The sequence below is a fragment of the Aromatoleum anaerobium genome (genome assembly GCF_012910705.2).
GTDB lineage: Bacteria > Pseudomonadota > Gammaproteobacteria > Burkholderiales > Rhodocyclaceae > Aromatoleum > Aromatoleum anaerobium.
Window position 1 is genome coordinate 1,210,133 of the sequence record NZ_WTVG02000040.1, and the last position, 25,448, is coordinate 1,235,580.

Annotated in this window: 21 protein-coding genes; 7 read left to right on the forward strand and 14 right to left on the reverse strand. The window is 67.9% G+C overall.

Features of this window, described 5'->3' with window-relative positions; all coding sequences use genetic code 11:
* Positions 1 to 34 precede the first annotated feature (34 nt).
* Positions 35 to 1,339 carry a lipid IV(A) 3-deoxy-D-manno-octulosonic acid transferase gene (gene waaA / locus GO606_RS21210; RefSeq protein ID WP_169118590.1) on the forward strand — a complete coding sequence of 435 codons (1,305 nt, stop codon included), beginning with the start codon at positions 35 to 37 and terminating at the stop codon, positions 1,337 to 1,339.
* Here the strand turns inward: waaA and GO606_RS21215 are convergent.
* The 7 genes from GO606_RS21215 to GO606_RS21245 form a co-directional block, all read right to left on the reverse strand.
* The gene (locus tag GO606_RS21215) at positions 1,336 to 2,697 is read right to left on the reverse strand and encodes a TolC family outer membrane protein (protein ID WP_169118611.1); all 1,362 of its coding nucleotides are present in this window, start codon (positions 2,695 to 2,697) and stop codon (positions 1,336 to 1,338) included. The two genes, waaA and GO606_RS21215, sit on opposite strands and share 4 nt — an antisense overlap.
* Positions 2,698 to 2,718: 21 nt before the next feature.
* Positions 2,719 to 3,042 carry a rhodanese-like domain-containing protein gene (locus tag GO606_RS21220; protein WP_168953627.1) on the reverse strand — a complete coding sequence of 108 codons (324 nt, stop codon included), beginning with the start codon at positions 3,040 to 3,042 and terminating at the stop codon, positions 2,719 to 2,721.
* Positions 3,043 to 3,127: 85 nt separating this feature from the next.
* Positions 3,128 to 3,781, reverse strand: coding sequence for a protein-L-isoaspartate O-methyltransferase family protein (locus GO606_RS21225; protein WP_169118591.1), 654 nt, complete (start codon positions 3,779 to 3,781; stop codon positions 3,128 to 3,130).
* Positions 3,782 to 3,852: 71 nt separating this feature from the next.
* A complete protein-coding gene (locus GO606_RS21230; protein WP_169118592.1) occupies positions 3,853 to 7,092 on the reverse strand; it encodes an efflux RND transporter permease subunit in 3,240 nt (1,079 codons plus the stop codon).
* Positions 7,089 to 8,192, reverse strand: a complete 1,104-nt coding sequence (locus tag GO606_RS21235; RefSeq protein WP_168953630.1) for an efflux RND transporter periplasmic adaptor subunit — start codon at positions 8,190 to 8,192, stop codon at positions 7,089 to 7,091. Before GO606_RS21235 ends, GO606_RS21230 begins: the two co-directional genes overlap by 4 nt.
* Positions 8,193 to 8,467: 275 nt before the next feature.
* Positions 8,468 to 9,463 (reverse strand): radical SAM protein, encoded by a 996-nt coding sequence (locus tag GO606_RS21240; protein ID WP_169118593.1) that lies wholly within the window; start codon positions 9,461 to 9,463, stop codon positions 8,468 to 8,470.
* On the reverse strand, positions 9,460 to 9,954 hold the full coding sequence (locus tag GO606_RS21245) for a pyridoxamine 5'-phosphate oxidase family protein (protein WP_169118594.1): 495 nt from the start codon (positions 9,952 to 9,954) through the stop codon (positions 9,460 to 9,462). The genes GO606_RS21240 and GO606_RS21245 overlap by 4 nt, the downstream gene beginning before the upstream one ends.
* 360 nt (positions 9,955 to 10,314) lie before the next feature.
* Here GO606_RS21245 and GO606_RS21250 point away from each other — a divergent pair, with 360 nt between their 5' ends.
* From GO606_RS21250 to GO606_RS21275, 6 genes are all read left to right on the forward strand, one after another.
* The gene (locus GO606_RS21250) at positions 10,315 to 10,596 is read left to right on the forward strand and encodes a hypothetical protein (protein ID WP_169118595.1); all 282 of its coding nucleotides are present in this window, start codon (positions 10,315 to 10,317) and stop codon (positions 10,594 to 10,596) included.
* Between the two features lie 84 nt (positions 10,597 to 10,680).
* On the forward strand, positions 10,681 to 10,953 hold the full coding sequence (locus GO606_RS21255; protein WP_169118562.1) for a hypothetical protein: 273 nt from the start codon (positions 10,681 to 10,683) through the stop codon (positions 10,951 to 10,953).
* A 92-nt stretch (positions 10,954 to 11,045) separates the two neighbouring features.
* Entirely contained in the window at positions 11,046 to 11,327 is a 282-nt protein-coding gene (locus GO606_RS21260; RefSeq protein WP_169118563.1) for a hypothetical protein, read from the forward strand.
* A 72-nt stretch (positions 11,328 to 11,399) separates the two neighbouring features.
* Entirely contained in the window at positions 11,400 to 11,690 is a 291-nt protein-coding gene (locus GO606_RS21265; RefSeq protein ID WP_169118596.1) for a hypothetical protein, read from the forward strand.
* A 163-nt stretch (positions 11,691 to 11,853) separates the two neighbouring features.
* Positions 11,854 to 12,045 (forward strand): hypothetical protein, encoded by a 192-nt coding sequence (locus GO606_RS21270; protein WP_169118597.1) that lies wholly within the window; start codon positions 11,854 to 11,856, stop codon positions 12,043 to 12,045.
* Between the two features lie 78 nt (positions 12,046 to 12,123).
* Complete coding sequence (locus GO606_RS21275; protein WP_169118598.1) at positions 12,124 to 12,888, forward strand: PP2C family protein-serine/threonine phosphatase; 765 nt, start codon at positions 12,124 to 12,126, stop codon at positions 12,886 to 12,888.
* Positions 12,889 to 12,923: 35 nt separating this feature from the next.
* On the opposite strand, the gene GO606_RS21280 is transcribed toward GO606_RS21275, so the two are convergent.
* The 7 genes from GO606_RS21280 to GO606_RS21310 form a co-directional block, all read right to left on the reverse strand.
* The gene (locus tag GO606_RS21280) at positions 12,924 to 14,243 is read right to left on the reverse strand and encodes a sigma-54 interaction domain-containing protein (RefSeq protein ID WP_169118599.1); all 1,320 of its coding nucleotides are present in this window, start codon (positions 14,241 to 14,243) and stop codon (positions 12,924 to 12,926) included.
* On the reverse strand, positions 14,240 to 17,305 hold the full coding sequence (locus GO606_RS21285) for a peptidase domain-containing ABC transporter (protein ID WP_169118600.1): 3,066 nt from the start codon (positions 17,303 to 17,305) through the stop codon (positions 14,240 to 14,242). Before GO606_RS21285 ends, GO606_RS21280 begins: the two co-directional genes overlap by 4 nt.
* 14 nt (positions 17,306 to 17,319) lie before the next feature.
* On the reverse strand, positions 17,320 to 18,072 hold the full coding sequence (locus tag GO606_RS21290; protein ID WP_169118601.1) for a peptidylprolyl isomerase: 753 nt from the start codon (positions 18,070 to 18,072) through the stop codon (positions 17,320 to 17,322).
* Between the two features lie 34 nt (positions 18,073 to 18,106).
* The gene (locus GO606_RS21295) at positions 18,107 to 19,480 is read right to left on the reverse strand and encodes a beta-barrel domain-containing protein (protein ID WP_169118602.1); all 1,374 of its coding nucleotides are present in this window, start codon (positions 19,478 to 19,480) and stop codon (positions 18,107 to 18,109) included.
* Complete coding sequence (locus GO606_RS21300; protein WP_169118603.1) at positions 19,458 to 21,953, reverse strand: FHA domain-containing protein; 2,496 nt, start codon at positions 21,951 to 21,953, stop codon at positions 19,458 to 19,460. The genes GO606_RS21295 and GO606_RS21300 overlap by 23 nt, the downstream gene beginning before the upstream one ends.
* An 81-nt stretch (positions 21,954 to 22,034) precedes the next feature.
* The gene (locus tag GO606_RS21305; RefSeq protein WP_246979828.1) at positions 22,035 to 23,456 is read right to left on the reverse strand and encodes an efflux transporter outer membrane subunit; all 1,422 of its coding nucleotides are present in this window, start codon (positions 23,454 to 23,456) and stop codon (positions 22,035 to 22,037) included.
* A gap of 53 nt (positions 23,457 to 23,509) precedes the next feature.
* The gene (locus tag GO606_RS21310) at positions 23,510 to 25,438 is read right to left on the reverse strand and encodes an HD domain-containing phosphohydrolase (RefSeq protein ID WP_169118605.1); all 1,929 of its coding nucleotides are present in this window, start codon (positions 25,436 to 25,438) and stop codon (positions 23,510 to 23,512) included.
* Positions 25,439 to 25,448: the final 10 nt, after the last annotated feature.

The window sequence follows — 25,448 nt, forward strand, 5'->3', positions numbered from 1 at the left end:
CCGCTATACTGCCGAACCGTTTCGGACTCTTTCGATGCTCGCCCGTCTGCTCTACACCCTGCTCTGGATTTTCGCGCTGCCGGTCGTGCTGCTGCGTCTGCTGTGGCGCGCGCGGCGGCAGCCGGAATATCTGCGGCATGTCGGCGAACGTTTCGGGCGTTACCGCGTTGCGGCGCCGGCGCCGGTGTTCTGGATCCACGCGGTGTCGGTCGGCGAGACGCGCGCCGCCGAGCCGCTGGTGCGGGCGCTGCTCGCACGCTGGCCGGATCGCAGCGTCGTGCTGACGCACATGACGCCGACCGGCCGCGCAACCTCCAAGGCGCTGTTCGGCGACGATCCACGCGTGCTTCGCGTTTATCTGCCGTACGACCTCGGTTTTCTTTCGACCCGCTTCCTGCGCCGCTTCCGGCCGCAGGTCGGGCTGATCATGGAAACGGAATTGTGGCCGAACCTGCTCGCAGCCTGTCGACGGCGGCAGGTGCCGGTGCTGCTCGCGAACGCGCGCCTGTCGGAGCGTTCTGCGGCGCGCTATGCGCGCTGGCCGGCGCTGACCGGGCTCACGCTCGGCGCCTTGAGCGCGATCGCGGCGCAGACCGACGCCGATGCACGGCGGCTCGCGGCGCTCGGCGGCGGGCGGGTCGCCGTGACCGGCAACATCAAGTTCGACATCGCGCCGCCCGAGCCACTGTTGCGGCTCGGCGACACTTTCCGCGCGCGTTTCGGCGGCCGCCCGGTGATCCTCGCCGCGAGCACGCGCGAGGGGGAGGAGGGGCCGATTCTCGACGCGTTCGCGGCACGCGCCCCGGACGACGCGCTGCTCGCGCTCGTGCCGCGGCATCCGGAGCGTTTCGACGAGGTCGCCGGGCTGGTCCGGGCGCGCGGCCTGAGCTTGCAGCGGCGCTCCGACGACACGCCGGTGGGGCCGAACACGCGCGTGTGGCTCGGCGATTCGATGGGGGAGATGTTCGCGTATTACGCGGCAGCCGATGTCGCGCTGCTCGGCGGCAGCTGGCTGGCGTTCGGCGGGCAGAACCTGATCGAGGCCTGCGCCGTCGGCACCCCGGTCGTCCTCGGCCCGCATACGTTCAACTTCGCGCTGGTGGCGGACCAGGCGGTCGAGGCGGGCGCCGCGCTGCGCGCGGACGATCCCGGCGCGGGAATGGCTGCGGCGGTCGCGCTGCTCCGGGATCCGTCACGCCGGAAGGCGATCGGTGCTGCGGGACGCGGTTTTGCTTCGACGCACCGTGGGGCGACCGAACGAACGATGACGATCGTCGAAGAGTTGGTCGGCTCCGGCAAAACATCGCCGGCATGCCGCTGGGCCGACGGCGACGACTAACGCGATGCCGGCCCGAGTTGCACCGGCGCAAAGCTCGTCGGGCTCTCGGCGAGCAGCGCGTTGATCACCTGGACGTCCTCTTCGCCGAGCGTCCCCGCCGCCGCCTTCAGCCGCAGCTGGGCAAGCAGCGTGTCGTAGCGGGCGCGGGCGAGCTGGCGCAAGGTGTCGGCGAGCTGGCTTTGCGCGTTCAGCACGTCGATGTTGATCCGTACGCCGACTTCATAGCCGAGGCGGTTCGCCTCGAGCGCCGACGTCGACGAGACCTGCGCGGCCTCCAGCGCGCGCACCTGCGCCATGCCGCTGGTCACGCCGAGATAAGCCTGGCGCGCCGCGAGCGCGGCGTTGCGGCGCGCCTCCTCGAGATCGGCTTCGGCCCTGACCCGCAGCGCCGCCGCTTCACGCGCGCGCGACGAAATCGCGCCGCCCGCGAACAGCGGCAAATTGAACTGCAGGCCGACGGTCTGCGCATCGCTTTCCGTCCGCCCGCCGGCGCCGGCAAAACTGCTGCTGGTGCTGATGCCGCCCTGGTGGCCGTAGGTGGCGACGACATCGACGGTCGGATAATGGCCCGCGCGCGCCAGCTCGACCTGGCGGCCTGCGATCTCGCGCGACACCTGCTGCACCTGCACGCCATAAGCGCCCTGCTCTGCGGCGCTCGCCCACTCGACGATGCTGTCCGGCTGCGGCCGCGACAGCGTGACGCCGCCGCGCAACCCGGCCAGCGGCTCCGGGTCCTTGCCGATGATCTGCGCGAGCGTGTGGCGGCGCACGTCGAGATCGTTGCGTGCGGCGATTTCCTGTGCCACGGCGAGATCGAAGCGCGACTGCGCCTCGTGTACATCGGTGATCGTCACCGTGCCGACTTCGAAGCTCGCTTTCGCGAGCTCGAGCTGTTCGGCCGCAGCGGTGCGCAGCTGCGTCTGCGCGACCAGCACGTCCTGGGCGTTGAGGACATCGAAATAGGCTTGCGACACGCGCAGGATCAGGTCCTGCCGCGCTTCGCCGAACTGCACGCCGGCGAGCGCGGTCTGCAGTTCGCCCTGCTTGTACTGCACCCAGTTCTGCCAGCGGAACAGCGGCTGCGTCAGCTGCACGCCGTACGCGTTGCTGTTGTAGCGCCGCTCGCCGAACTGGCTGCTGTCGACGTCGTTCCACGTCGTGTCGGCCGACGCGCCGATCACCGGCAGCAGGCCTGCACGGCCCTGGACGACCCTTTCCTGGCCGGCATCGAACTGCGCGCGAGCCGCCGCATAGCGGGCGTCGTTCGCCAGTGCGTCGCGATACACATCGAGCAGATCGGCGGACCACGCCACTGCCGGGATCAGGCTCGTCACACAGATTGCCAGCGCCCGCTTCATCGGCTTCACTCTTCGCTTCATTCAGTATCGGGCCATGCCCGGTTCGACCTGCGCCGCCCAGGCTGCGACGCCGCCCGCCAGATTGATGACGTCGCGGAAACCCTGGCGCTCGAGGAACATGCCGACCTGGGCGCTGCGCGCGCCGTGGTGGCAGATGACGACCGTCTCGGCGCCCGCGTCGAGTTCACCGAGGTGGGCAGGCACCGTCGCCATCGGCATCGGCTGTGAACCCTCGATATGGCAGGTTTCGAATTCCCACGGCTCGCGCACGTCGAGCAGCACGGGTTTTTCGCGCGACGCGTCAGCGAGCCGGTCGGCGAGTTCGGAAGCAGTCATCTGGCGCATCGTCACATCCTCCAAAGTGGAGTTTCGCTTACTTTCGCAGCAGTGGCGTGCGCCCGCGATCCGGCCGGCGGAAGCCGCCCGCTGCTCAGAACCTGAATTCGTCGGGGTGCTGCGCGTTCTTCAGCATCGGCACGACGGTTTCGAAAATGTCCTCGCTTTTGTACGCCCCTTCGCCGACACAGGTCACGAGCCGCGCCTTCATCACCGGCGCTTCGCCGACGAATGTGAACAGGCGCCCGCCAAGCTTGAGCTGCGCGAGCAACGCCGGCGGCAGCATCGGCAGGCCGCCAGACATGACGATGACGTCGTAGGGGGCGCGGGCGCTCCACCCCGCGGCCGCGTCGCCGTCCTCGACGATGACGTTCTCGACGCCGTAGCGGGCAAGGTTTTCAGCAGCGAGCTTGACGAGCTCGGGCTCGATGTCGATCGTGCGCACCCAGTCGGAGCACGCGGCGAGCAGCGCGGCGAAGTAGCCGGAACCGGCGCCGACTTCGAGCACGGTGTCGGCGCGCTTGACCTGCAGCGCCTGCAGGATCTTGCCTTCGATGACGGGTTTCAGCATCGACTGGCCGCAGCCGATCGGGATTTCGATATCGGCAAAAGCGAGCGTCTTGTAGGCGGCGGGAACGAACTCCTCGCGCCTGACCGCCATCAGCAGGTCGAGCACGTCCTGATCCAGCACATCCCAAGGGCGGATCTGCTGCTCGACCATGTTGAAGCGGGCTTGTTCGAAATTCATTTTGGGCTTCCTGTGCAAATATTAGCACACGCTAATAGAGTGCGCGACCGGATGAGAAAAACCTTCGCATTCTAACGCACTTGCGGCGCAGCGATGTTCGCCGCGGGACTCCCGGAGCCCTCGCCCGGCGGCGGCTTGACGCGGTACCAGGCCGCATACAGCGCCGGCAGGAACAGCATCGTCAACACCGTCGCGACCGTCAGGCCGCCCATGATCGCGACCGCCATCGGGCCGAAGAACGCGCTGTCCGACAGCGGGATCATCGCGAGGATCGCCGCGGCGGCAGTCAGCATGATCGGGCGGAAGCGGCGCACCGCCGATTCGACGACGGCGTCCCACGCGCTGCGTCCGGCTTCGCGGTCCTGGCGGATCTGGTCGATAAGGATCACCGAGTTCCTCATGATCATCCCCGCCAGCGCGATCGTGCCGAGCATCGCGACGAAGCCGAACGGCTTGCCGAACAGCAGCAGGAACGCGGTGACGCCGATCAGGCCGAGCGGCGCCGTCAGCAGCACCATGAACACCAGCGAGAAGCTGCGCAGCTGCAGCATCAGCACGGTCAACACGACGACGAGGAACAGCGGCACGCCGGCCGCAACCGAACTGCCGCCTTTCGCGCTCTCCTCGGCCGAGCCGCCCACTTCGACGCGGTAGCCGAGCGGCAGTTTCCCGCGCAACGCGTCGATCGCCGGCGCGAGGTCGGCGACGACGCTCGCCGGCTGCGCCGTACCGTACAGGTTCGCGCGCACGGTGACGGTCGGCAGCCGGTCGCGCCGCCAGATCACGCCCTGCTCGAAGCCGTATTCGGCCGTCGCGACCTGCGCGAGCGACACGCTGGCCCCGCTCGCGGTCGGAATCGCGAGGTCCGGCAAGAGGCCCAGATGCACGCGCTCGGACTCGGCACCGCGCAGCACGACCTCGATCGTCTCGGTGCCGTCGCGGAACTGCGTCACCGCGAGACCCTGCAGCGACGTGTTGAGCAGGTTCGCGATATCGCGCGTGCTCAGCCCGAGCAGGCGTGCCTTGTCCTGGTCGATCCTCAGCCGCACCTGTTTCGACGGCTCCTCCCAGTCGAGATGCACGTTCGACAACTCCGGGCGCGCCCGCAGCGCCGCCGCGACCTGGTGCGCGATGCGCCGCATCTGGCCGAAGTCCTGGCCGCTGACGCGGTATTGCACCGGGAAACCGACCGGCGGGCCGTTCTCGAGCCGGTTGACGACGCCGAGCACGTCGGCCGGCCCTCCCTCGAAGAGGCGGATCAGCTTCGTGCGCACCGCTTCGCGCGCCGCCGGACCTTCGGTGAGGACGACGAACTGCGCGAAGTTCGTCTGCGCGAGCGCCTGGTCGAGCGGCAGGTAGAAGCGCGGGCTGCCGCCGCCGAGCCACGCGACGTAGTTCTCGATGCCTTCCTGCTCGTCGAGGAAAGCTTCGATGCGCCGCACCGCTTCGTCGGTCGCATGGTGCGACACGCCTTCGGCGAGCCGCAGGTCGACGAGCAGCTCGGGCCGCGTCGAATCGGGGAAGAACTGCTGCGGCACGAAGCGTCCGAAGACGACGATCGCCCCGGCGAAGGCCAGCACCGTCAGCGCAATGACGATCCAGCGATGCCGCACGCAACCGGTCACGAGCGCGCGCAGGCGCGTGTAGAAGGGGGTGTGGTAGATCGCGTGTTCGTCGTGCAGCTCGTGCCCGTACGCGGCGCGCGCGGCGAAAAACCGCCCGAGCCGCGGCGACAGCCGCCCTGCAACGCGCGCGAGCCGTGACGGCCCGGTGCGCCGGGCGCGAAAGTCCGGCAGCAGATGGAAGCCCAGGTAGGGCACGAACAGCACCGCCGCGACCCACGACACGAGCAGCGCGATGACCGTGACCTGGAAGATCGAGCGCGTGTATTCGCCGGTCGACGACGCCGCGGTCGCAATCGGCAGGAAGCCGGCGGCCGTCACGAGGGTGCCCGACAGCATCGGCATCGCGGTGGAAAAATACGCGAAGCTCGCCGCCTTCGCGCGCTCCCAGCCTTCCTCCATTTTCGTCGCCATCATCTCGACGGCGATGATCGCATCGTCGACCAGCAGGCCGAGCGCGAGGATCAGCGCGCCGAGCGAGATCTTGTGCAGGCCGACGCCGAAGACGTTCATGAACAGGAACGTGATCGCGAGCACCACCGGGATGATGATCAGTACGACGACGCCGGTGCGAAAACCGAGCGACAAGAGGCTGACGATCATGACGATGACGACCGCCTCGGCGAGCACGGTGACGAACTCGCCGACCGAGCGCTGAACGGTGCGCGGCTGGTCGGCGACGCGTTCGAGGCGCACGCCGACGGGCAGCTGCGCGCCGATGCGCTCGACCGCGTCGTCGAGCCCGCGGCCGAGCGCGATGATGTCGCCCCCCGCGCGCATCGACACGCCGAGCCCGAGCCCGTCCTCGCCCATGAAGCGCATGCGCTCGGCCGGCGGGTCGGCGAAGCCGCGCTTGACCTCGGCCACGTCGCCGAGCCGGAACGCGCGGCCCTGGGCGCGGATCAGCGTGTCGGCGATCGCCCTGACGTCGTCGAACGCGCCCGACGGCCGCAGCCACACGCGCTCGTCGGCGGTCTCGAAGAAGCCCGCGCCGGTCAGCGCGTTCTGCTCGGCGAGGGCGTCGACGAAGTCGCGCAGCGACAGGCCGAACGTCGCGAGCTTGGTGTTCGACAGCTCGATGAAGATGCGCTCGGGCTGCTCGCCGAACAGGCTCACCTTGGCGACGTCGGGCACGCGCAGGAATTCGCTGCGGATCGCCTCGGCGTAGCGCTTCAGGTCCGCGTAGTCGAGGCCGTCGCCGACGAGCGCGAAGACATTGCCGTAGGTGTCGCCGAACTCGTCGTTGAAGAACGGGCCGATCACCCCCTGCGGCAGCAAGGGGCGGATGTCGCCGATCTTCTTGCGGATCTGGTACCACACGTCCGGAATCTCGTCCGCGGGCGTCGAATCCTTCGCGGCGAAGAACACCAGCGATTCGCCCGGCTTCGAATAGCTGCGCAGATAGTCCGCCTGCGCGACCTCCTGCAGCTTCTTCTCGATTTCGTCGGTGACCTGCTCGGCGACCTCCCGCGCGCTCGCGCCGGGCCACTCGGTGCGCACGACCATCACCTTGAACGTGAACGGCGGGTCTTCGGACTGGCCGAGCCGGGTGTAGGAATAAAGCCCGACCAGCGTCAGCACGACGATGAAGTACAGCACCAGCGACGGGTGGCGCAGCCCCCACGCCGAGATGTTGAAGCGCCCGTGATCGAGGGGTTCGCCGCCCGCCTCCCCGGCGCCGCGGCTCATCGCCTCACATCCACCGCGACGGGGGCGGTTTCGTCGACCGGCCGCACCATTTCGCCCTCGACCAGGCGATGCACGCCGGCGACGACGACGCGCGCGCCCGGCGGCAGCCCCGAGCGGATCACGACGCCGTTCTCGCGGAACTCGCCGGCTTCGACCGCGAGCGGGCGCACCGTCGAGGCGTCGTCGACGATCCAGACGACGTCGCGCCCGTCGACGCGGGTCAGCGCCGGCAAAGGCAGCACCGTCTGCGCCGCCGCCTCCAACGCGAACGCGACACTCGCTGTCGCCCCGAGCGGGAGCGCCTCGCCGGCGCGCGGGACGCTGACCCGCACTGCGAACGAGCGCGTGGCGGCATCGGCCGCCGGGGCAATTTCGCGTATCACCCCCGCGAACTCGCGGTCCGGATCGGACCACGAGCGCACGACCGCTTTCGCCCCGGCCGCGAGTCCGCCGACGCGGCTCTCCGGCACGTGGATCAGCACCTCGCGTTCGTCGAGCCGTGCCACGCGCACCACCGGCTGGCCGCTGGAAACGACTTCGCCGGGCTCGGCAGGCGCCGCAATGACGACGCCGTCGTGGTCCGCAACGAGCGTCGCGTATTCCGCCTGGTTGCCGGCGCTGGCCGCTTCGGCGCGCGCCTGGCGCAAGCGCGCCTGCGCCGCCTGCAGCGCGGTGCGGCGGCTGTCGAGCGCGGACTCGCTGATGAAATTGCGCTCGCGCAGGCTCTTGCTGCGATCGAACTCGCTGCGCGCGAGCGCCACGTCCGCTTCGGCCGCGACGACCTGCGCGCGGGCGGCGTTCGCGGCGAGCCGGGCATCCTGCGGGTCGAGCCGCGCGAGCACGTCGCCACGCCGGATCCGCGCGCCGACATCGACGCGTCGCTCGGTGATCTTGCCGCCGATGCGGAACGCGAGATCCGTTTCGAAGCGCGAGCGGACTTCGCCCGTGTACACGTTCACGCTCATCGTCGGCACGGACGTCTCGGCGACGCTGCGCACGAGCACCGCGCGCGGCGGCTTGTCGGCGACCGGCGGGTCGGAACAGCCCGTCAGCAGCGCCAGCAGAACCAACGGGGCAGCGAGGAAAATCGGGGCCTTCATCGGGAACCTCCGCTCGCGCGAAAACAGCCGCGAGAGCGTTCAGGATCGAGTCGAAATGGATTTCGGCGTATTTGCCGGTGTCCTGCGCGCGGCAGTACCGGCCGAAAGAATAGCGCGATAGCGCCCGATGGAGCAGCGGCGCAACGAACCGGTAGCGATCGTATCACCTCGACCGGGCGGAACGAGGGGGGGGGCGACAGCGGGATCATCGCCGGCATCGCCGCCGCGGCCAGCACGATCGAACGGAAGCGACGACGCGATACCGGGTACGCGCCTCAGGCGGACCGCAGCGCGGTGAGCCCGCCCTCGAATCGGGCTTTGGCAAACGACGCGCCGGCCCTCAGCAACTCGGCTGCCCCGTAACGGTGGCGCATGTTGCAGCCGTTGCACAGTTCGGCGATCGGCTCCATGCCCTCGCGCCGCGTCAGCACCTCATCCAGGCTGTCGCTCGCCACGTGCCCGATGGCGTGCCGGTGGCCGATGTCGTTGTAGCAGTACAGATATTCTCCCGCCGCCGAAACGAAGACATCGACGTTGCGCGGGATGCAGCGGAAGCGGTTGCGGCGCCATTGCCGCAGCAGGTCGCGGGCGCCGGGAATGAAATCGATTTCCTGCGAGCGCAATCGATGACGCCGGATGAGGTCGCGCAACGTGCGCGTTGCCGGCTCGTCAGCCTTCAGGCTGCCGGCGCGGTTGTACAGCGTCGGCGACATCGTCAGCGTATCCACGCCCTGCGCGCGCAGCCAGTCGATCGTCTCCGGCAGCGAAGGCAGGCATTCGGGCATCGGCGTGAGGCTGATCGCGAGCCGCGTGCGCCGGAGCAGTTTCTGCGCCGCCTGGATGTTCGCCATGACGCGAGCGTGGTCGAGGTTCACATGGACACGTCCATACACCGCAGGATCAATACTGGAAAAGGACACCAGCAGCAGTTCGATCGCGCCATCGAGATGGCGGAGCTTGTCGGGGTCGAGCAGGTGTCCGTTGCTGACCATGTCGAAGCGCACCGGATGGCCGCGAAGGTCGTCGACAAACTCGAAGAACCCCTTGTGCGTGGTCGGCTCGCCATACCCGGCGATGACGACGCGGAAAACCCGCTCCGGCGACAGCCGCCCGAGCACCTGCTGCCAGGTCTCGCGCTTCATGAGCTGAGGGTGCTCGATCAGCTCGCGCGGGCACATCGGGCACAGCGCGTTGCACTTGCTCGTCCATTCGGCGTTGACGGCGATCCGGTAGTCTCCGCCGCTGCGCATTTTCGGTGCTGTCGCGCTCATGGCAAAGGGCCCAGCCGGGGAACGTGGTTCGGGCAGTTCGGCACCACCTGCTCGATGTCGACCACCACTACGCGCGTGCTCCCCGGAAAGAGGGCCAGCAGTTCGCCCGCATCGTGGATGGTCGCCTTGCCGTTGACGCGCAGGCGGCCGCCGTCGGTGAAATCGATGAACAGGCAGCCGACATGCGGATTCGACAGGATATTCCCAAGGCTCATGAAGGCGCCATTGCCGTCGAAATCGGCAAAGACGAAGCGCCTTTCGTCGAGGATGCGCAACAGTCCGGGCCCGCCGCCCTTGAACGAGCAGTCGCAGCGGCCATCGGGCGAGCTGGTTGCGAGGAAGAAGAACGGCGCGTTTTCCAGGCGGGCGTGGAATTCGCCCGGGATGTGGTCCCACAGCAGGCGCCGGCGGCGGGCGTCGTCCCAAATCGTGCGGGTGTTCCAGCGCTGCTGGGCGGCAAGTTCGCCCTCATTGAACGGCGGCAGGTTCATCGGCTGTGGTCGCTCCGGAAAGGGGTCGGTCGGGTGGCGGTGCCCCCCATCACCAGCCGAAAGTCTGTACCGGGAAGATTAAGGTGAGCTTAAGCGGAGAGGGCGAACCAGACTGTTGCTAATCAGCACACAGAATTGCGGCAACCTGTTCGACGAAAACCATCACAGCACGTCGCCGCGCGCCACGACCGCGGCGCAGAATCTCCGGAATCGATAAAAATAACGCTGTGTTTTCAATGTATTGCAAGTAAATTTCGGGTCTCGCCCGACAACTGGCACGGTCTCTGCGATAGGTCTGTCGAGCGCGCGAAAGTGCTCGATGCAAATCCAACCCGTAACAGAGCTCTCAGGAGAACGACCATGAAATCCAGCCTGATCATCAAGGACCTGTCCCTCGACAAAGCCCTCGATCGCAAAGCCATGTCGTCGGTTCGCGGCGGCGTCGGCAACCAGGCCAACGCGACTCAGCAGGGGAACTTCCAGGAAATGTTTGCTCCGGTGGCGGTCGCCAACGGCGCGGACTTCGGCGGCAGCGGCCCGGTGAATTTCCAGGTCACGTCCAAGCCGACCCAGGACGCGTGGAACGACGCCGACAACACGAACAAGATCCGCTATTCGCACTACTACCCCTACGCCGCGTAATACCGACGAGCCCGGCGGAGGCGCCGCCAGCCTCCGCCAGCCTCTGCCGGATCGATACCTCACCAACCTCGCAGGAGAACCATCATGAACTCGACTCTGATCATCAAGGACCTGTCCCTCGACAAGGCGCTCGATCGCAAGGCGATGTCCGCGGTACGCGGCGGCTTCTTCGATCAGGCCAATGCCACCCAGCAGGCGAACGGCCAGACGATGACGGCGCCTGTCGAAGTCGCCAACTTGGCCAACTTCGGCGGCAGCGGCCCGGTGAATATGCAGGTCACGTCCGAGCCGACGCAGTACGCATCGAACGACAGCTACAGCAAGAACAAGATCGGCTATCCGCACTACTACTGGTAATAGCGACGAGCCTGGCGGAGGCGACGACAGTCTCCGCCAGCTTCCGACGGATCAATGCCTGTTTGCCAAACCAACGTTTCAGGAGAACTACCATGAATTCGACTCTCACCATCAAGGATCTGTCCCTCGACAAGGCCCTCGACCGCAAGTCCATGTCCGCCGTCCGCGGCGGCTTCTTCGATCAGGCCAACGCGACTCAGCAGCAGAACTTCCAGTCGATGTTCGCTCCGGTGGCCGTCGCCAACGGCGCAAACTTTGCCGGCAGCGGTCCGGTGATCATCCAGGTCGACTCGATGCCGACGCAGGTGGCATCGAACGACAGCGACAGCAAGAACCGCAACCTCTTCGGCCACCTCTTCGGCGGCATGGCCTGACGACCCCGATCCCGGTGGCGGCCTCGACACGGCCTCCACCGGATTCGAGAAAAGCTGCACCGGAGGCACATCATGGCTGCCATCACCGTCAAGGACCTGCGGACCGACCTTACCCTGGACCGCAAGACAATGTCCTGCGTCAATGGTCGGGGAGGCGCGCCGTGGGTCTATGGATGGATAAGCCCTTATATCGGGCACGCGTCGACCCGCTTCGGCGCCGTCACCAATTTTTACCAGACCAACAACATCTTCGTCGCGGATCAAATGAACAATCAGATCCAGGTGATCGACATCGACAATTCGGCTGCCAATGCGGCCATCAACGTCGCCGCGACCCAGACAGCCATCAACTTCAAGCGGTAGACGCCGCGGTGATGTGCGACCGGAGCATCACCGCACGCGGCGGCGGAGGCCTTGCGGCTTCCGTCGCCACCGCGGCGATGCCGCTCCGGACAGGTCGCGCCGGTGACCTATACTGGGGCATCGGGCGATCGTCATTCCAACCACGAATCTCGAGGAACACACCATGGCCACCATAGTTATCAGGGACTTGCCGGAAAACACGGCGCTCGACCGCGAGGCAATGCGGGCGATCAGCGGAGGCGCCCGCCTGGGCGGACGTTCGAGGGGCGGGCGCGCAGCACCCCGCGCAGCTTTTCGCCCCGCTGCGGTGGAACAGGCACCGCGCCGCGCCGTGCCGACCCTGCTGTTCCAATAGCGGCCGCAAGCGCCCGGCCCGCGAATCGACACCGGACCGACACGAATAGCCGGCGACCTGCCGGCGGCGAGACCCCTCGTGCCCCCTGCCGACCGGATCCGCTGGACCTCAGCGGCCCGCTGCCACGTGGGCCTGGTCCGCAATGTCAACGAGGACGCCTTCCTCGACCGCCCCGAGCGCGGCATGTGGGTTGTCGCCGACGGCATGGGCGGGCATGACGCGGGCGAGCTGGCGAGCCGCATGATCGTGTCGGCGATCGACGGTCTCGCGCCGTGCGCGGACCTGACGAGGTTCATCGCCGCGGCGCGACAACGCCTGCAGGCCGTCAATCGCCAGCTTCGCGCGGAAGCGGCCATGCGCGAAGTCCCGATCATCGGCAGCACCGTCGTCGTCATGCTCGGCTGGGGGCCGTTCTGCGCGTACCTGTGGGCCGGCGACAGCCGCATCTACCTCTATCGCGCCGGCCGGCTGATGCTGCTGAGCCACGACCACAGCCACGCCGAGGAGCTCCGTGCGCGGGGCCTTGTCGACAGCGAAGCGCTCGCGTCCGCGCAGAACCTGGTCACGCGCGCGGTCGGCGCCCTCGACACGCTCGAACTCGACGAAGGCTCGATGCCGGTCGTCGACGGCGACATCTTCCTGCTGTGCAGCGACGGCCTGACGAATTACGCGAGCGAGCGGGACATCGCCAACGCGCTCGCTGCGGGCGACTGCCCGCAGGCGGCGGACACGCTGGTCGAGCTCGCGCTGAAAGGCGGCGGGCGCGACAACATCACCGCGGTGGTCGTGCGCGCCGAAGATTCCTGCAGCGCCGACATGACGATGCTCAACCCCGCACTGTGACGGGGTGCGGGCAAGTAGTCGCTCAGGCTGCCCGCTCAGCGGCCCTCGTCGCCGCGGGACGGCGGGCGGTGGCGGAAGTCCTTCGAGCGGATGCCGTGTTTCTTCAGCAGCGTCTGCAGGTGTGAGCGGTTCATGTCGCAGCGCCGCGCCAGCTCCGCGACGGTGCCGCCGACCTGCTGCAGGCCCCGCTCGAGGAACAGCCTCTCGGCCTCATCGCTGGCGGCACGTTTTGCGTCGCTGAGCGATATCGCGGCTGCCGTCGCGGCCGACGCGTCGCTCGCAGCCGGCAGCGCGGCCGCCGCATTTGCCGGTGCCGACCGCGTCGCATCGGGGCGGATATCGGCAGGCAGATGCTGCAGGTCGGCGGTCTCCCCGGCCAGACAGGAGACGCGGTAAATCATGTTGCGCAGCTCCCGTATGTTGCCGGGATAGGGATAGTCCAGCAGGAACTCCCGCAGCCGCGGCGTCATGCGGACCGGGCGGCGCTTGAGCGCTGCGGCGGCCTCGTCGCCGAAGAACGCGAACAGCAGCGGGATCTCGTCGCGGCGTTCGCGCAGCGGCGGCAGCGTCACGTGGATGACGCCGAGGCGATAGAACAGGTCCTCGCGGAACCGGCCTTCTTCGCTCAGGCGGCGCAGGTTGCGGTTCGTCGCCGCGACGATGCGGGTGTCGACGGCGATCGGCTCGTCGGAGCCGACGCGCTGGATCTCGTGCGATTCGAGCACCCGCAGCAGCTTCACTTGCCCGGACAGCGGCAATTCGCCGATCTCGTCGAGGAAGATCGTGCCGGTGTGCGCGCTTTCGAACTTGCCCTTGCGATCGCTCACCGCGCCGGTGAACGCGCCCTTGCGGTGGCCGAAAAGCTCGGACTCCAGCAGGTTGTCGGGGATCGCGCCGCAGTTGACCGAGATGTAGGGCTTGTCGGAGCGCGAGCCGTTGGCGTGGATCACTTTCGCCATCAGCTCCTTGCCGGTGCCGCTTTCGCCGTCGATGAGGACCGGCAGGTCGGTCGGCGCCGCCTTCTCGGCGATTTCGAGCGCCTCCAGGAGCTGCGGGTTGTCGCCGAACGCGCCTTCGAAGACGAAGCTGCGCTCGAGCAGCGCCCGCCGCCGCGCGCCCGGCGTACGCTCGACGCGCACGCTTTCGGCCGCGGCCGCCTCGACGAAGCGCTCCTTGTGCGACAGCTGCATCACCTCGTCGCGCACCGCGTTGGCCTGCCGCAAGAGCTTCTCGATCTCGGGCCGCGCGAGCGTCGGCGCCCAGCGCAGCGTCGAGCGCAGGATCTCGATCTTCTCGAGCAGCCCGGCGTACGAAATCACCGCACTGCCGCGCAACCCCGGAGTCAGGATCTTCATGCCGCCGCCAGCTGCTTCTGCACCAGTTGGTAATACATGCCGCGCCGCTCGACCAGCTCGTCGTGGCGCCCCTGCTCGACGATGGCCCCTTCGTACAGCACCAGGATCTTGTCGGCGCGCATGATCGTCGACAGCCGGTGGGCGATGACGACCGCGGTGCGCCCGGCGAGGATGTCGTGCATGTTGTTGATGATGTTGCTCTCCGACTGCGTGTCGAGCGCGGAAGTCGCCTCGTCGAACACCAGGAGGCGCGGATCGTGGTACAGCGCGCGGGCGATGCACAGGCGCTGGATCTGGCCGCCGGACAGGCCCACGCCGCGCTCGCCGACGATCTGTTCAAAGCCCAGCGGCATCTTGCGGATGAACGCGTGGGCATCGGCCATGCGCGCGACCTCCTCGATGCGCCGCCGGTCCGGCGCCTCGTCGCCGCTGGCGATGTTCTCGGCGATCGTGCCGGAGAACAGCAGATTGCTCTGCATCACGTAGCCGACCTGCGCGCGGTAGTAGTCCTTGTCGATCGTCGCCATGTCGTAGCCATCGACGACGATGCGCCCGTCGGTCGGCGGGTAGAAGCCGACGAGCAGCTTCGCCAGCGTCGTCTTGCCCGACCCGCTGCGGCCGACGATCGCGACGAGCTCGCCGGGCTTGATCTCGAAGCTGATGTTCTCGAGCACGTACGCCGTCTCGTCGCCGCCGTAGCGGAAATACACGCCTTCGAGGGCGATGTGCCCCTGCAGGTCCGGCAGCACGACGCGCGAGGCGACCTCTTCCGGGCGCTGCTCCGGCTCCATGTCGAGCACGTCGCCGAGGCGCTCCATCGCGACCCCGGCGTCATTGACCTGGCTCCACAGCGCGACCAGCCCCATCAGCGGCGCGAGCACGCTGCCCATCAGGGCGTTGAACGCGATGAGCTGCCCGATCGTGAGCTGGTGCGCCAACACCTGCGACGCGCCGACCCACAGGATCGCGATCGTCGTCGCGGCGTTGAGCACCTGGCTGGCGATGCCGACCAGCACGTTGAAGCGCTGCGCGCGGTATTGCACCTCGAGCGCCTTCGCGTATTTCTTCTCCCATTTCAGGCGCACCGGGCGCTCGATGCCCATGCCCTTGACCGTCTCGACGCCGCCGAGCGCTTCCATCAGGAAGGCTTTGGCGTCGGTCGAGGTGGTGAACACTTCGCGCGCGTAGTTCTTGATCTTCGGCGTCACGAGCACCGTCAGCGCCATGATCGGGATGACGAACGCGAGCAGCAGGAGCGTCATCTTGACGTTGTAGAGGAACAGGATCGTGAAGTAGATGAACACCATCAGCAGGTTGAGCACCGTCGTGACCGTCGATTCGGTCAAAAACGCGCGGATCGTCTGGTTTTCCTGGAAGCGCGCGAAGATGTCGCCGGTCTTGCGCTTGGCGAAGAACGAGAACGGCAGCGACAGCGTGTGCTTGAAGAACTGCGACATCATCGCGAAGTCCATGTTGCGCACCATGAAGTTCGCGAGAAACGCCCGAATGCCCGACATCAGCAGCGTGAAGAGATTGGTGATGACGAGTCCGGCGATCAGGAGGTGCAGCAGGCTGACGTTCTCGTGCACGATCACGCCGTCGAGGATGTTCTGGATGATCAGCGGCGGCACGATGCCCAGCACCTGGATGACGAAAGTCGCCATGACGAGGTGCGCGAGGATCTTCTTGTACGGCCGCAGGTACGAAACAAATCGCAGCCACGGCGAGCGCGACACCGTCAGCTGCGCGAGATTCTGCCCCGGCGTGAACAGCAGGCAGGTGCCGCTCCAGCCGCGCTCGAACTCTTCGATGGCGATCTTCCTGAAGCCGACGGCCGGATCGGCGACCCACACCTGCCGCTTCGAGACGCCATACACGACGATGTAGTGGTAGCCCTCCCAATGCACGATGAACGGCAGCTCGAAGCCGAGCAGCGCATCGAACGTGCACTGCACGCCGCGCGTCGTGAAGCCGAGCGCTTCGCCGGCGCGCGCGAGGCTGTCGAGCGTCGCGCCCTGCGTCGTCACGTTCGCGAGCTCGCGCAGCTTGCCGAGCGTCATCGGGATGTCGTAGTGGCGGCAGATCATCGCCAGGCACGCCGCGCCGCAGTCCATTTCCTCGGCCTGCTCGACGAGCGGGAAGCGCCGGATCAGCCGCTCGCCGAGCTCCGGCTTCGACTGCAGGTCGAGCATGACGCGCAGGTTGCGCCGTTCGGCGAGCTTTTTCTGCCGCTGCAGCTCGCGTTCGACGAAGCGGATGCGCTCGTCGAGCACCTCGCGCAGCTTCGGATTGCGCTCGAGGATCTGGTGGACGGATTTCTCCGGGATCACCAGCAGCGTCGTGTCGACGGTCGCGACGACCGAGGCCGGCTGTTCCTGGCGCATCAGGCACGCTTTCTCGCCGAAGATCTCGCCGTGGCCGAGCGTCGCGAGCGGGTACTCGGTGCCCTGCTCGCTGCGCACGACGCGCACTTCGCCCTGGCGGACCACGTACAGGCGGCGGTCGTCGCGCGCATCCTGCTTGAGGATCTCCCGGCCGGCCGCAACGCGCTTGACGCCGACGCTGCGCACCAGCTCCTCGAGTTCGGCCTTATCGACCTTGCCGCGCAGATCGAACAGCCGCGCGACGACGCCGCCGGCCGAGCCGATCGCGACATAGCTGGTGACGAACGCCTGCGCCGCCGGGTTCTTCGCGAGGACCGGCTCGAACGCCTGGCGCGGGATCAGCAGCAGCTCGGTCTTCGTCGACGCGCGCGCCGAGAATTCGTGCCGGTACTCGCGCAGCATCGCCATCTCGGCGACGGTCTCGCGCGCCTTGCGCACGCCGAGGCTGATTTCCTTGCCGTGCTCGTCGGCGAACACCCGCACGGAGCCTGCGCGGATCACGAACACGCCGTCGGCAGGCTCGCCGGCGTTGCACACGGTTTCGCCGAACGCGAGGAAACGCGGCTGGGCCTGCCCGGCGAGGTGATCGAGTTCGTCGCGCGTGAACGGCGACAGCAGCTCCACCGACGACAGGAAGTCGGCGAGGGAATCGAGTTTCGGTGGGGCGTCGGTGGACATGATCACCTCGGGGGCTAGCGCATTTCGATGATGTGTTCCTGCGCCCGCGCCGCGAGCCAGCCTTCGCGCAGCAGGCGCCGCACTTCGGCCGCGGTCTCTTCGTCGAGCCGCGCCGGGTTCTTCGCGTTCACGAGGAAGATCTCGTGGAACGCGCCGTCGGGCGCGGCGAACGGTCCGAGCAGGTCGCCGGGCGCGGCGTTGAACACCTTGGCCTCGATTTCGGTCTTGAGCGAACCACGCATCACCTTGCCGATGAAGCCGCCGTCGTCGCGCGTGTCGGCGGTCGAGTGCTCGCGCGCGAGCTCGGCGAAGCTGTCGGGATCCTCGGCGAGCAGCGACATCATCTCTTTCGCCTGGCCCTCGGTTTCGAGCACGATGTGGCTGACCTCGATGCTGTCGAACTTCGGCGAGTTGAGCTGGAAGTATTCTTCGACCGCCTGGTCGCTGCAGACGCGCTGCATCATCTTTTCCTGGTACAGGCTGTCGGTGATGAACGCCTCGAACTCGTCGAGGCTCACGCCGCGCGCGTCGAGGTAGTGGTTCATGTCGGCCGCCCGGTGCAGCCCCAGCACGCGGCGGAACTGGTCGGCACGCTCCTGGATCTCGTCGGCCGACACCGCGACGCCCTGCTTCTTCGCCGCATGGACGGTGAGCCGGTCGCGGATGATCTCCTCGATGAGGCTGTCGAAGCGCCCGGTGAGCTTCAGGATGCGGACGAATTCCCCGGTGCCGATGGATTCGTCGTCGATTCGCACTATCGCGGTCATCTGGTGTGCTCCTTGTATAAGCGCGGGGATCGGGTCAGCCGCTGATCTGGCGGAACGGATCGAGCGCGAGGTCGATCAGGCGGCGCTCGCGGACGACGATCTCCGCGGTCGCCGTCATCCCGTAGCGCACCGGATAGCGCGTGTCGGCGACTTCGTAGTGATCGCGCGAGAGCGTCACGTGGCCTTCGTAGACCGGCTCCTTGCTCTGCGCGGCGGGCGAAGTCGCCGGCGAGATGAACTCGAGCCGGCCGTCGATGAGGCCGTAGCGCTGGTACGGGAACGCGTTGAACTTGAGCTTCACCGGCTGACCTTCGCGCAGGAATGCGCGGTCGCGCTCGGCGATGTCCATCTTCAGCACCGCGCGCGCGTCCTTCGGCGCGATGCCGCCGAGCGGCGTGTTCGCCTGGATCTTGTCGCCGGGCTGCGTCGAGGCGACGTCGGTGATGACGCCCGACACCGGCGCGAGGATCAGCAGGAAGTTGTCCTTGTCGATGTTCTCGAAGCGGATCCGTTCGGCCGCGTTCGCCGCGAGGCGCGCGGTCTGCAGCTGCAGCCGCAGCTTGTCCTCTTCGTTCGCGATTTCGCGCGCCGCCGCGTCGTACTGGATGCGCAGCCGCGTCAGCTCCTGGTCGCCGCTTTCGAGCTCGACCGTCGCCCGCGCGGTTTCCTGGCTCAGCCGGAAGTCCAGTTCGCCGAGCCGCGACTGCGCGACGCGCAGCGCATTTTCCGCCGCCAGATACGCGCTCTTCTTCGCTTCGACCTGCAGCTCCGACACCCCGCCGCCGCCGGGCAGCGCCAACAGCCGCTGGAAGCGGTCGAGCTCCAGCCGAGTGCTGTCGCGCATGCGCCGCGCGTTGTCGAGCTCACTGCGCGCCTGCTGCAGCTGCGCGCGCTGGGCTTCGGCGAGCTTCGTCGTGCCTTCCGCGGTGCGCCGCTCGTGCAGCTGCAGCGCCGCTTCGATCTGCTGCTTCAAGGCCGCGACCTTGCGTTCGAACAGCGCTTTGCGTTCGGGAAACTGCTTCCATTCCCGCTCGGCGTCCTCGAGCTTCAACTGCGCCTCGAGTGCGTGCGTCGCCGCCTCGACTGCTCCGCGTGCGTTGAGCCGGGCGAGGACGTCGCCCTGCGACACCGGCTGCCCCGCTTCCATGTAGATGTCGGCGAGCTCGCCGTCGATCGGCGCATAGACGCGCCGGACGTCCGATTCGGGCGCGAGCACGCCGTGCGCGGTGACGATCACGTCGGCGCGCCCGACGAACGACCAGACCAGCGCGGACAGCACCAGCCCGAGGACGGCGGCGACGAGGGCGAGGCCAAAGCGCGACGGCTCGGCGATCAGGATCGCGATCCCTTCGGCGCTGTGATCCTCGAGGGCCTCGGTCAGCGGCTTAAGGTGATTTTCGCTCTTCATCGCTCTGCCCTCCGATCAGCGCCAGCTTGGCCTTGAGCAGCCCCGGCTCCAGCACCCTGTGAAGCTCCTGCAGCGACTGCCGCTGCAGCTCGGCTTCCGCGTCGATCTCGGCCTGGACCGCGACTGCTTGCTCGCCCATCTGCGTTTTCAGCATCTTGTGGATCCGCGCGCCCTGTCGCGCCGCGGACTGCGCCTCGGCGAGCAGCCGGGCCTGCGAGCGGAACGTGCCGGAGATGCCCGATTCGAGCCGCTGCTCGCCGCCGATCCCGCCGGCGCTGCGGTACTGGCGCCACTGCGCCGCGGCGCGGGCCAGCAGGCCGTTGGCGTGCGCGAGCGCCTGGTCCCGGTAGGCGGCGACGTCGGCCCCGGTCGCGCGGATGAAATAGGCGTCCTCGCTCTCATCGAGCGAGGCGTGAAATGCCAGCAGCCGCTCGTCGTAGCCCTTGCCGCCGCGCGCCTGCTGCAGTGCGCCGAACTGCTGCAGCACGGTCTTCTTGCGCGCGAGCTCGGCTGCGGCGACCTCCGCCCACGGCCCCGCGGAAATCTGCTGCAGGCCGGCAAGCGCCTCTTCGCCCCGGCCTTCGCGCCACGCGCGGGCGGCCGCCTGGTGCTGGCGCACGACCTCCCCGGAAGGCAGGCGCGTCTCGCCGAGCCTGGCGAAATGCTGGCGGAAAGGCGGCGTCGAAAAATGCAGTTTCTCGAGCAGCGCGATCAGCGGCTCGAGGCGGCGCGCCTGCAGCGCCCGGTCGAGCTCGACGAACTGGCGCAGATCCTCGCGCACGGCGTCGAGGCCGGCGAGCCGCGGGTACTTCCCGGCGTAGTCGTTCAACAACGCGTCGAGCGTCTCGGCGCGGCCGGCGTCAAGTTCGGCCGCGATGCCCGCATTGAGCCGCTCGATCGCAGCGAGATACACCGACTCGTCGCTTTCGAGCCGGCGCAGATGGGTCAGCACTTCGGCATGGACGTCCCTGAACTCGGGCACGTGCGCCGCGACGCGGGCGAGCGCGCGCTGGCGGGCGCGGGTATCGGCGTGCCAGCGCTGCAGCAGCGTGCCGATGCGCTCCTCGTCAGCGTAGATGCGGATCGGCGCGTCCACGCCACCGCGCTCGACGACGAACCGCTCGAGCTCGCCGACCCACTCGAGCTCGGCGAGCAGCGGCTGCGCGTCGGCGTTGTGCGCGGCCTGCGCCTTCATGTCGGCGACGAGCGCCGCGGCGCGGTCGAACGCGCGCACCTGCAGGTTCCCGACCCACTCGGGGAGCTTCGCCTTCAGCAGCGCCTCGGTGCCGAGCGCCTGCAGCGCCCCATCGTCCGGATCGCTCGCGAGATACGCGTCGGCGACCGCTGCGGCGCGCGCAAAGTCGCCTGCGGCGACGAGGCGCCCGAGCTCGCGTTCCGCACTTCCGGCGCGGTAGAAGCCGAACGCGACCGCGACGAGCAGCGCGACGAGGGGAATGCCCCAGCGCAGCATCCGTTTCACCGTCCCTCGGTCGCCGCCGGCGAAAGCCTTGCCCAGTTCGCGCACGAAGAGCAGGGTCCGGCTGCGCTCCCGCCGCGCCAGCGGCACCGGGCTGCCGGCTTGCGCCGTCTCGTCATTGACTTCGTCCGGCTGCGGCGGCGGGGAAATGCAGAAGATGTCGAGGAACGAGTCGGGCGCCGCGATGAACATCGTCCTGTCCGGGTTGCCCGGATCGTCTTCTGCAGCCGCAGCGGCAGGGGTGAATCCGGTCACCGTCGGCTCGGTCTCGGTCTCGGCTTCGTGTTGCAGGCTCACGCGGTACACGAAGTGATCGCCGCCGAACGCGACGACGTCGCCGTCGTGCAGTTCCACGGCGTGCTCGTCGAGACGCGTGCCGCCGACGAAGGTCCCGTTCGTGCTGCCCAGATCCTCGATGAACGGCGCGCCGCCTTTCAGGAAGATGTGCGCATGGCGACGCGAAATGTAATTGACCTGATGCGGGTACGCGCTCTTGTAGCGCGCGATGATGTCGTCGATCTTGCTGATCAGGAACGGGAAGGAGGCAATGACGACCGGTTCGAGCAGCAGGTCGTCGCGCTCGGGGGTCAGCGTCAGGCTCAGGAGCGTCCCGGCCCGCTGCACTTTCTTCGCCCGCGCCACGAGCCGGACGCGATACGACAGCACGCCGCCGAAGCAGACTTCGTCACCGTCGCGCAGCGCGGAAGGTTTCTCGCCGACGGCGACACCATTGACGCTCGTGCCGTTCTTGCTGCCGAGGTCGGCGACGTACAGCTCGCGCCCCTCCCAGAACACCCGCGCGTGGCGGCGCGACAGCTCGGCGACGATCTCCTTATCGTACGTCGCGAACGGCGGCTCGTTGCGCCCGATCGCGAACAGCGACTCCTCGATCAGGATGTCGCCCAGTTCCGGGCGCGACACCGCCTGCAGGAGCACGTTGCGCTCCTGTCCGGCAACGGTCGGCGTCACGGCGACGAACGCCCCCGCGTCACTCATGCGACAAAACGAACGTCATTAACAGGCCTCTTTCGCATAGCTGATCTGCGTTTCCCCATGGGCACTTCCTCATCTGCGCGCTCAGCGCCGGACATTCGCGACCTCGACGGTCGGCCAGCCGCCGCCGAGCGCTTTGTAGAGCGTCACCGTGTCGGCGAGAATCTGCTGATGGTTGGCGAGCAGCGCGAGCTGCGCCGCGAGCAGCGAGCGCTCGGTCTCGAACACTTCGAGCTGGGAGACGAGCCCTTCCCTGAGCTGGGCCTGGATCTGGGCGGCGACGATCTGCAGCTGGTCGATCTGCTGCTGCAGCTCGGTGCGCTGCTGCCGATGAGCCTCGAGGTTCGTCAGCGCGTTCTCGACTTCCTCGAACGCGGCGATCACGGTGCGCTGGTACTCATGCTCGAAGACTTTGGTCTGGGCCTCGGTCGTCTTGAGGCGCGCCTTGATGCTCGGATCGAACGCGGGGATGTTGATGCTCGGCAGAAAGCCGAACGTGAAGGATTTCAGCAGGTCGCCGAGCGCGAAACTCGACGTGCCGCCGCGACCGGTCAGGCTGATCGACGGCAGCTGCGCGAGCCGCGCCTGCCCGACGAGGTCGTAGGCTTCGAGCAGCCGGAACTCGGCGGCGACGATATCGGGGCGGCGGCTCAGGAGCTCGGAAGGCAGCCCGGCCGGCACCGCCGGGAGCCCGACGCGCTCCTGCAGTTTTCCCGGCGGCACGGTGAATTCGCCTGCCGGCACGCCAAGCAGCGTCGCCAGCGCGTTGCCGGCGAGGCCGCGGGCGCGCTGCAGTTCGAGCAGGTCGCGGGTCAGCGCGTTGTTCTCGGCGCGCTGGCGCAGGACCTGCGTGCGGGGCACGAGGCCCTGCCCGAGCATCGCCTCGAACGTCGCGAGGATCTGCCGGCTGCGGTCGAGCGCGCGCTGCTGCCGGTCGATCTGCTCGTCGAGCTGGAGGATCTGGAAATACGTCGTCGCGACGTCCGAGACCAGCGTCAGATATCCCGCCCGCCAGTCGGCTTCGGTCGCGTGGAATTCTGCGGTCTGCGCCTGGACGCCTTTCTCGACCTTGCCCCAGATGTCGATGTCCCAGTTGACCTGGGTGCCGAGGTTGAACTGCTTGCGGAAGCTCTGTCCGGTGCTTTTCTCGAAGCTCGCGCCGGCGCCGACGTCGAGGGTCGGCAGCGCGCCGGCGCGCGCTTCGCCGATCTGCGCCTCGGCGACCTGGATGCGCGCGGCGAGGATCTTGACGTCGAAGTTGCCGGCGATCGCACGGTTGACGAGCTCGTCGAGGGTCGGATCGCGGAACTCCCGCCACCAGTCGGGCGCGATCGTGTCGGCCGCCGACACCGCGGGACGCGACCACGACGCCTTGCCGGGCGTGTCGGGGCGCTGGTATTCGGGCACCTTCACGCCCGCACAGCTCGCGAGCAGCAGCGCCAGCGAGCCGGCCAGCAACGCCCGCAGCAGCGGCAGGGGCCGCCCGCACGGCCTTGACATCGACATTGGGGAAGCCATTGCGTCTTCACCTTCCACGGGAAAAGTTCGCGCTCCGCGGCCTATGCCGTGGCCCACGCTTTCGATTCGACAAACACCCTGAACAGCCGCGCATCGAGCCGTCCCGCCCGGCATTCCGCATCCAGCAGATCCAGCGCATGCTCGAGCGATATCGCCTTCTTGTACGGACGATCCCCGGCGGTCAGTGCGTCGTAGATGTCCGAGATCGTCAGGATGCGGGTCTGGATGCTGATCTGCGCGCCGCGCAGCCCCATCGGGTAGCCGGAGCCGTCGAGCTTTTCGTGATGGCCGTGGGCGATCGCCGGCACGCCGCCGAGGTCGCGCGTCCACGGGATCAGGATCAGGAACGAATACGAGTCGGCGACGTGCGACTCGATCTGCTTGCGCTCTTCGGCCGTCAGGCAGCCTTTCGACACGCTGAGCGCCGCGAACTCGCTGTCGCTCAGCAACGGCACGGAAACCCCATCCGCTTCGTCGACCGTGCAGCCGAGGATGCGGTCGAGCTCGTGCGAGCGCTCGGTGTACGAGATCGCCGGCTCGTTGGCGCGGCGGATCGCGGCGAGGAACTCGTCGAGACGCGCGACCTCCTCGCGCAGCCCCTGTTCGAGGCGGCGCTTTTCTTCGCGGAACGCGGTGATGCCGAGTTCGCGCTCGCAGTGCAGCTCGGCCAGTTTCCGGTAGGCCTGCCGCTCGAGACACGCGCACGCGTATTTGAAACGCTGTTCGAGCAGGCGCATCTCGGCGTGGTGGAGCTTCTTCTCCTTGCGCAGCACATGCTCGCGCACGCCCACTTTGCCGAAGTCGTGCAAGAGCGCCGCGTAACGGATCTCGCGCAGCTGGTCCGCGGTGAACGCGATGCCGCGCAGTTCGGGTTCGTCAGTGCGGTCGACCGCCCGGGCGAGGTTCTCGGCGTAGTGCGCGACGCGGAACGAGTGCCCGGCGGTCACCGGGTCGCGTTCCTCGATCGCCTGGACCGAGGCGCGGACGAAGCCTTCCAGCAGGCGCTCAATATCCGAGTACAGCTGGAAGTTCTTCAGCGCGACCGCCATCTCCGCGCACACGCCGGTGAGCATTTCGAGATCCTGACCCTTGAACGCGTAGGGATCCGAAGACGTGTCGAGCTGGATCAGTCCCAGCACCTCGCCCTCGAGCAGCAGCGGGACGCACATGACGCTCCGGATGTCCTGTGCAACGATCGATTCCTGGCAGCCGAAGTGGCGATCCGCCAGCGTGTCGACGGAGAGAATCGACAGTTTCCTGTTTAGCACCTCGTCGACGATAGTGCGAGAAATCCTCAGCTGCTCCGGGTCCTCGACGGTGCCGTCGCGCCAGCGCGCCGCGACCGGCACCGGCGCCTCGCCTTCGTTCTTCCTCAGCAGGATGAAGGCGCGCTCGGCGCGCGGAAACAGCTCGAAGATCAGGTTCATGATCTTCTCGGTCAGCGTGGCGGAGTTCGTGACGGCGCCGAGCGCGATGCCGACCTGCGCCATCGCGTGGAGCTTGCGGATCACCCCCTGCGCGTCGCCGTCCTCGCTCTGCGGCGGAGGTCCCTCGAGTGGCCTGGCATACTGGGTCGCGTCCACCGTCTGCCGGATCACGGCCGGCGCGCTGTCGCGAGGCGGCACGAGCAGCGAATGGAACGCGAGCTGCGTGGACGAGATCGACAGCTCGTCGCCGTCGTGCAGCGGATGCCAGACGCCGGGGCGCAAGCGCTTGCCGAGCACGAACGTGCCGTTGAACGAATGCAGGTCCTCGATGAAATACTCGCCGCCGCTCAGGCACACGCGCGCGTGACGGCGGCTGATGGTGTGTTCGGGGATGCAGAGGAACCGCCCCTCCGCCAGCGAATCCTGCGGATCGCGGCCGATCACCGTTTCGTCGTGAAGGGGGAACACCTCGCCCGTTGCGGTGACTTCGAGGTACGCGGTCACTGGGCCCCGTGACTCGGGAACGGCCACTGTGTTTCGCATTCCCCACCCT

Excerpts from the sequence above, each read along its gene's own strand:
- GO606_RS21240 (WP_169118593.1), bottom strand. The coding sequence starts at position 9,463 with ATGAGCGCGACAGCACCGAAAATGCGCAGCGGCGGAGACTACCGGATC.
- GO606_RS21305 (WP_246979828.1), bottom strand. The coding sequence starts at position 23,456 with ATGTCGATGTCAAGGCCGTGCGGGCGGCCCCTGCCGCTGCTGCGGGCG.
- GO606_RS21300 (WP_169118603.1), bottom strand. The coding sequence starts at position 21,953 with ATGAGTGACGCGGGGGCGTTCGTCGCCGTGACGCCGACCGTTGCCGGA.
- GO606_RS21310 (WP_169118605.1), bottom strand. The coding sequence starts at position 25,438 with ATGCGAAACACAGTGGCCGTTCCCGAGTCACGGGGCCCAGTGACCGCG.
- GO606_RS21235 (WP_168953630.1), bottom strand. The coding sequence starts at position 8,192 with ATGAAGGCCCCGATTTTCCTCGCTGCCCCGTTGGTTCTGCTGGCGCTG.
- GO606_RS21225 (WP_169118591.1), bottom strand. The coding sequence starts at position 3,781 with ATGAATTTCGAACAAGCCCGCTTCAACATGGTCGAGCAGCAGATCCGC.
- GO606_RS21230 (WP_169118592.1), bottom strand. The coding sequence starts at position 7,092 with ATGAGCCGCGGCGCCGGGGAGGCGGGCGGCGAACCCCTCGATCACGGG.
- GO606_RS21265 (WP_169118596.1), top strand. The coding sequence starts at position 11,400 with ATGGCTGCCATCACCGTCAAGGACCTGCGGACCGACCTTACCCTGGAC.
- GO606_RS21280 (WP_169118599.1), bottom strand. The coding sequence starts at position 14,243 with ATGAAGATCCTGACTCCGGGGTTGCGCGGCAGTGCGGTGATTTCGTAC.
- GO606_RS21295 (WP_169118602.1), bottom strand. The coding sequence starts at position 19,480 with ATGAAGAGCGAAAATCACCTTAAGCCGCTGACCGAGGCCCTCGAGGAT.
- GO606_RS21250 (WP_169118595.1), top strand. The coding sequence starts at position 10,315 with ATGAAATCCAGCCTGATCATCAAGGACCTGTCCCTCGACAAAGCCCTC.
- GO606_RS21245 (WP_169118594.1), bottom strand. The coding sequence starts at position 9,954 with ATGAACCTGCCGCCGTTCAATGAGGGCGAACTTGCCGCCCAGCAGCGC.
- GO606_RS21270 (WP_169118597.1), top strand. The coding sequence starts at position 11,854 with ATGGCCACCATAGTTATCAGGGACTTGCCGGAAAACACGGCGCTCGAC.
- GO606_RS21220 (WP_168953627.1), bottom strand. The coding sequence starts at position 3,042 with ATGCGCCAGATGACTGCTTCCGAACTCGCCGACCGGCTCGCTGACGCG.
- GO606_RS21255 (WP_169118562.1), top strand. The coding sequence starts at position 10,681 with ATGAACTCGACTCTGATCATCAAGGACCTGTCCCTCGACAAGGCGCTC.
- GO606_RS21215 (WP_169118611.1), bottom strand. The coding sequence starts at position 2,697 with ATGAAGCGGGCGCTGGCAATCTGTGTGACGAGCCTGATCCCGGCAGTG.
- GO606_RS21285 (WP_169118600.1), bottom strand. The coding sequence starts at position 17,305 with ATGTCCACCGACGCCCCACCGAAACTCGATTCCCTCGCCGACTTCCTG.
- waaA (WP_169118590.1), top strand. The coding sequence starts at position 35 with ATGCTCGCCCGTCTGCTCTACACCCTGCTCTGGATTTTCGCGCTGCCG.
- GO606_RS21290 (WP_169118601.1), bottom strand. The coding sequence starts at position 18,072 with ATGACCGCGATAGTGCGAATCGACGACGAATCCATCGGCACCGGGGAA.
- GO606_RS21260 (WP_169118563.1), top strand. The coding sequence starts at position 11,046 with ATGAATTCGACTCTCACCATCAAGGATCTGTCCCTCGACAAGGCCCTC.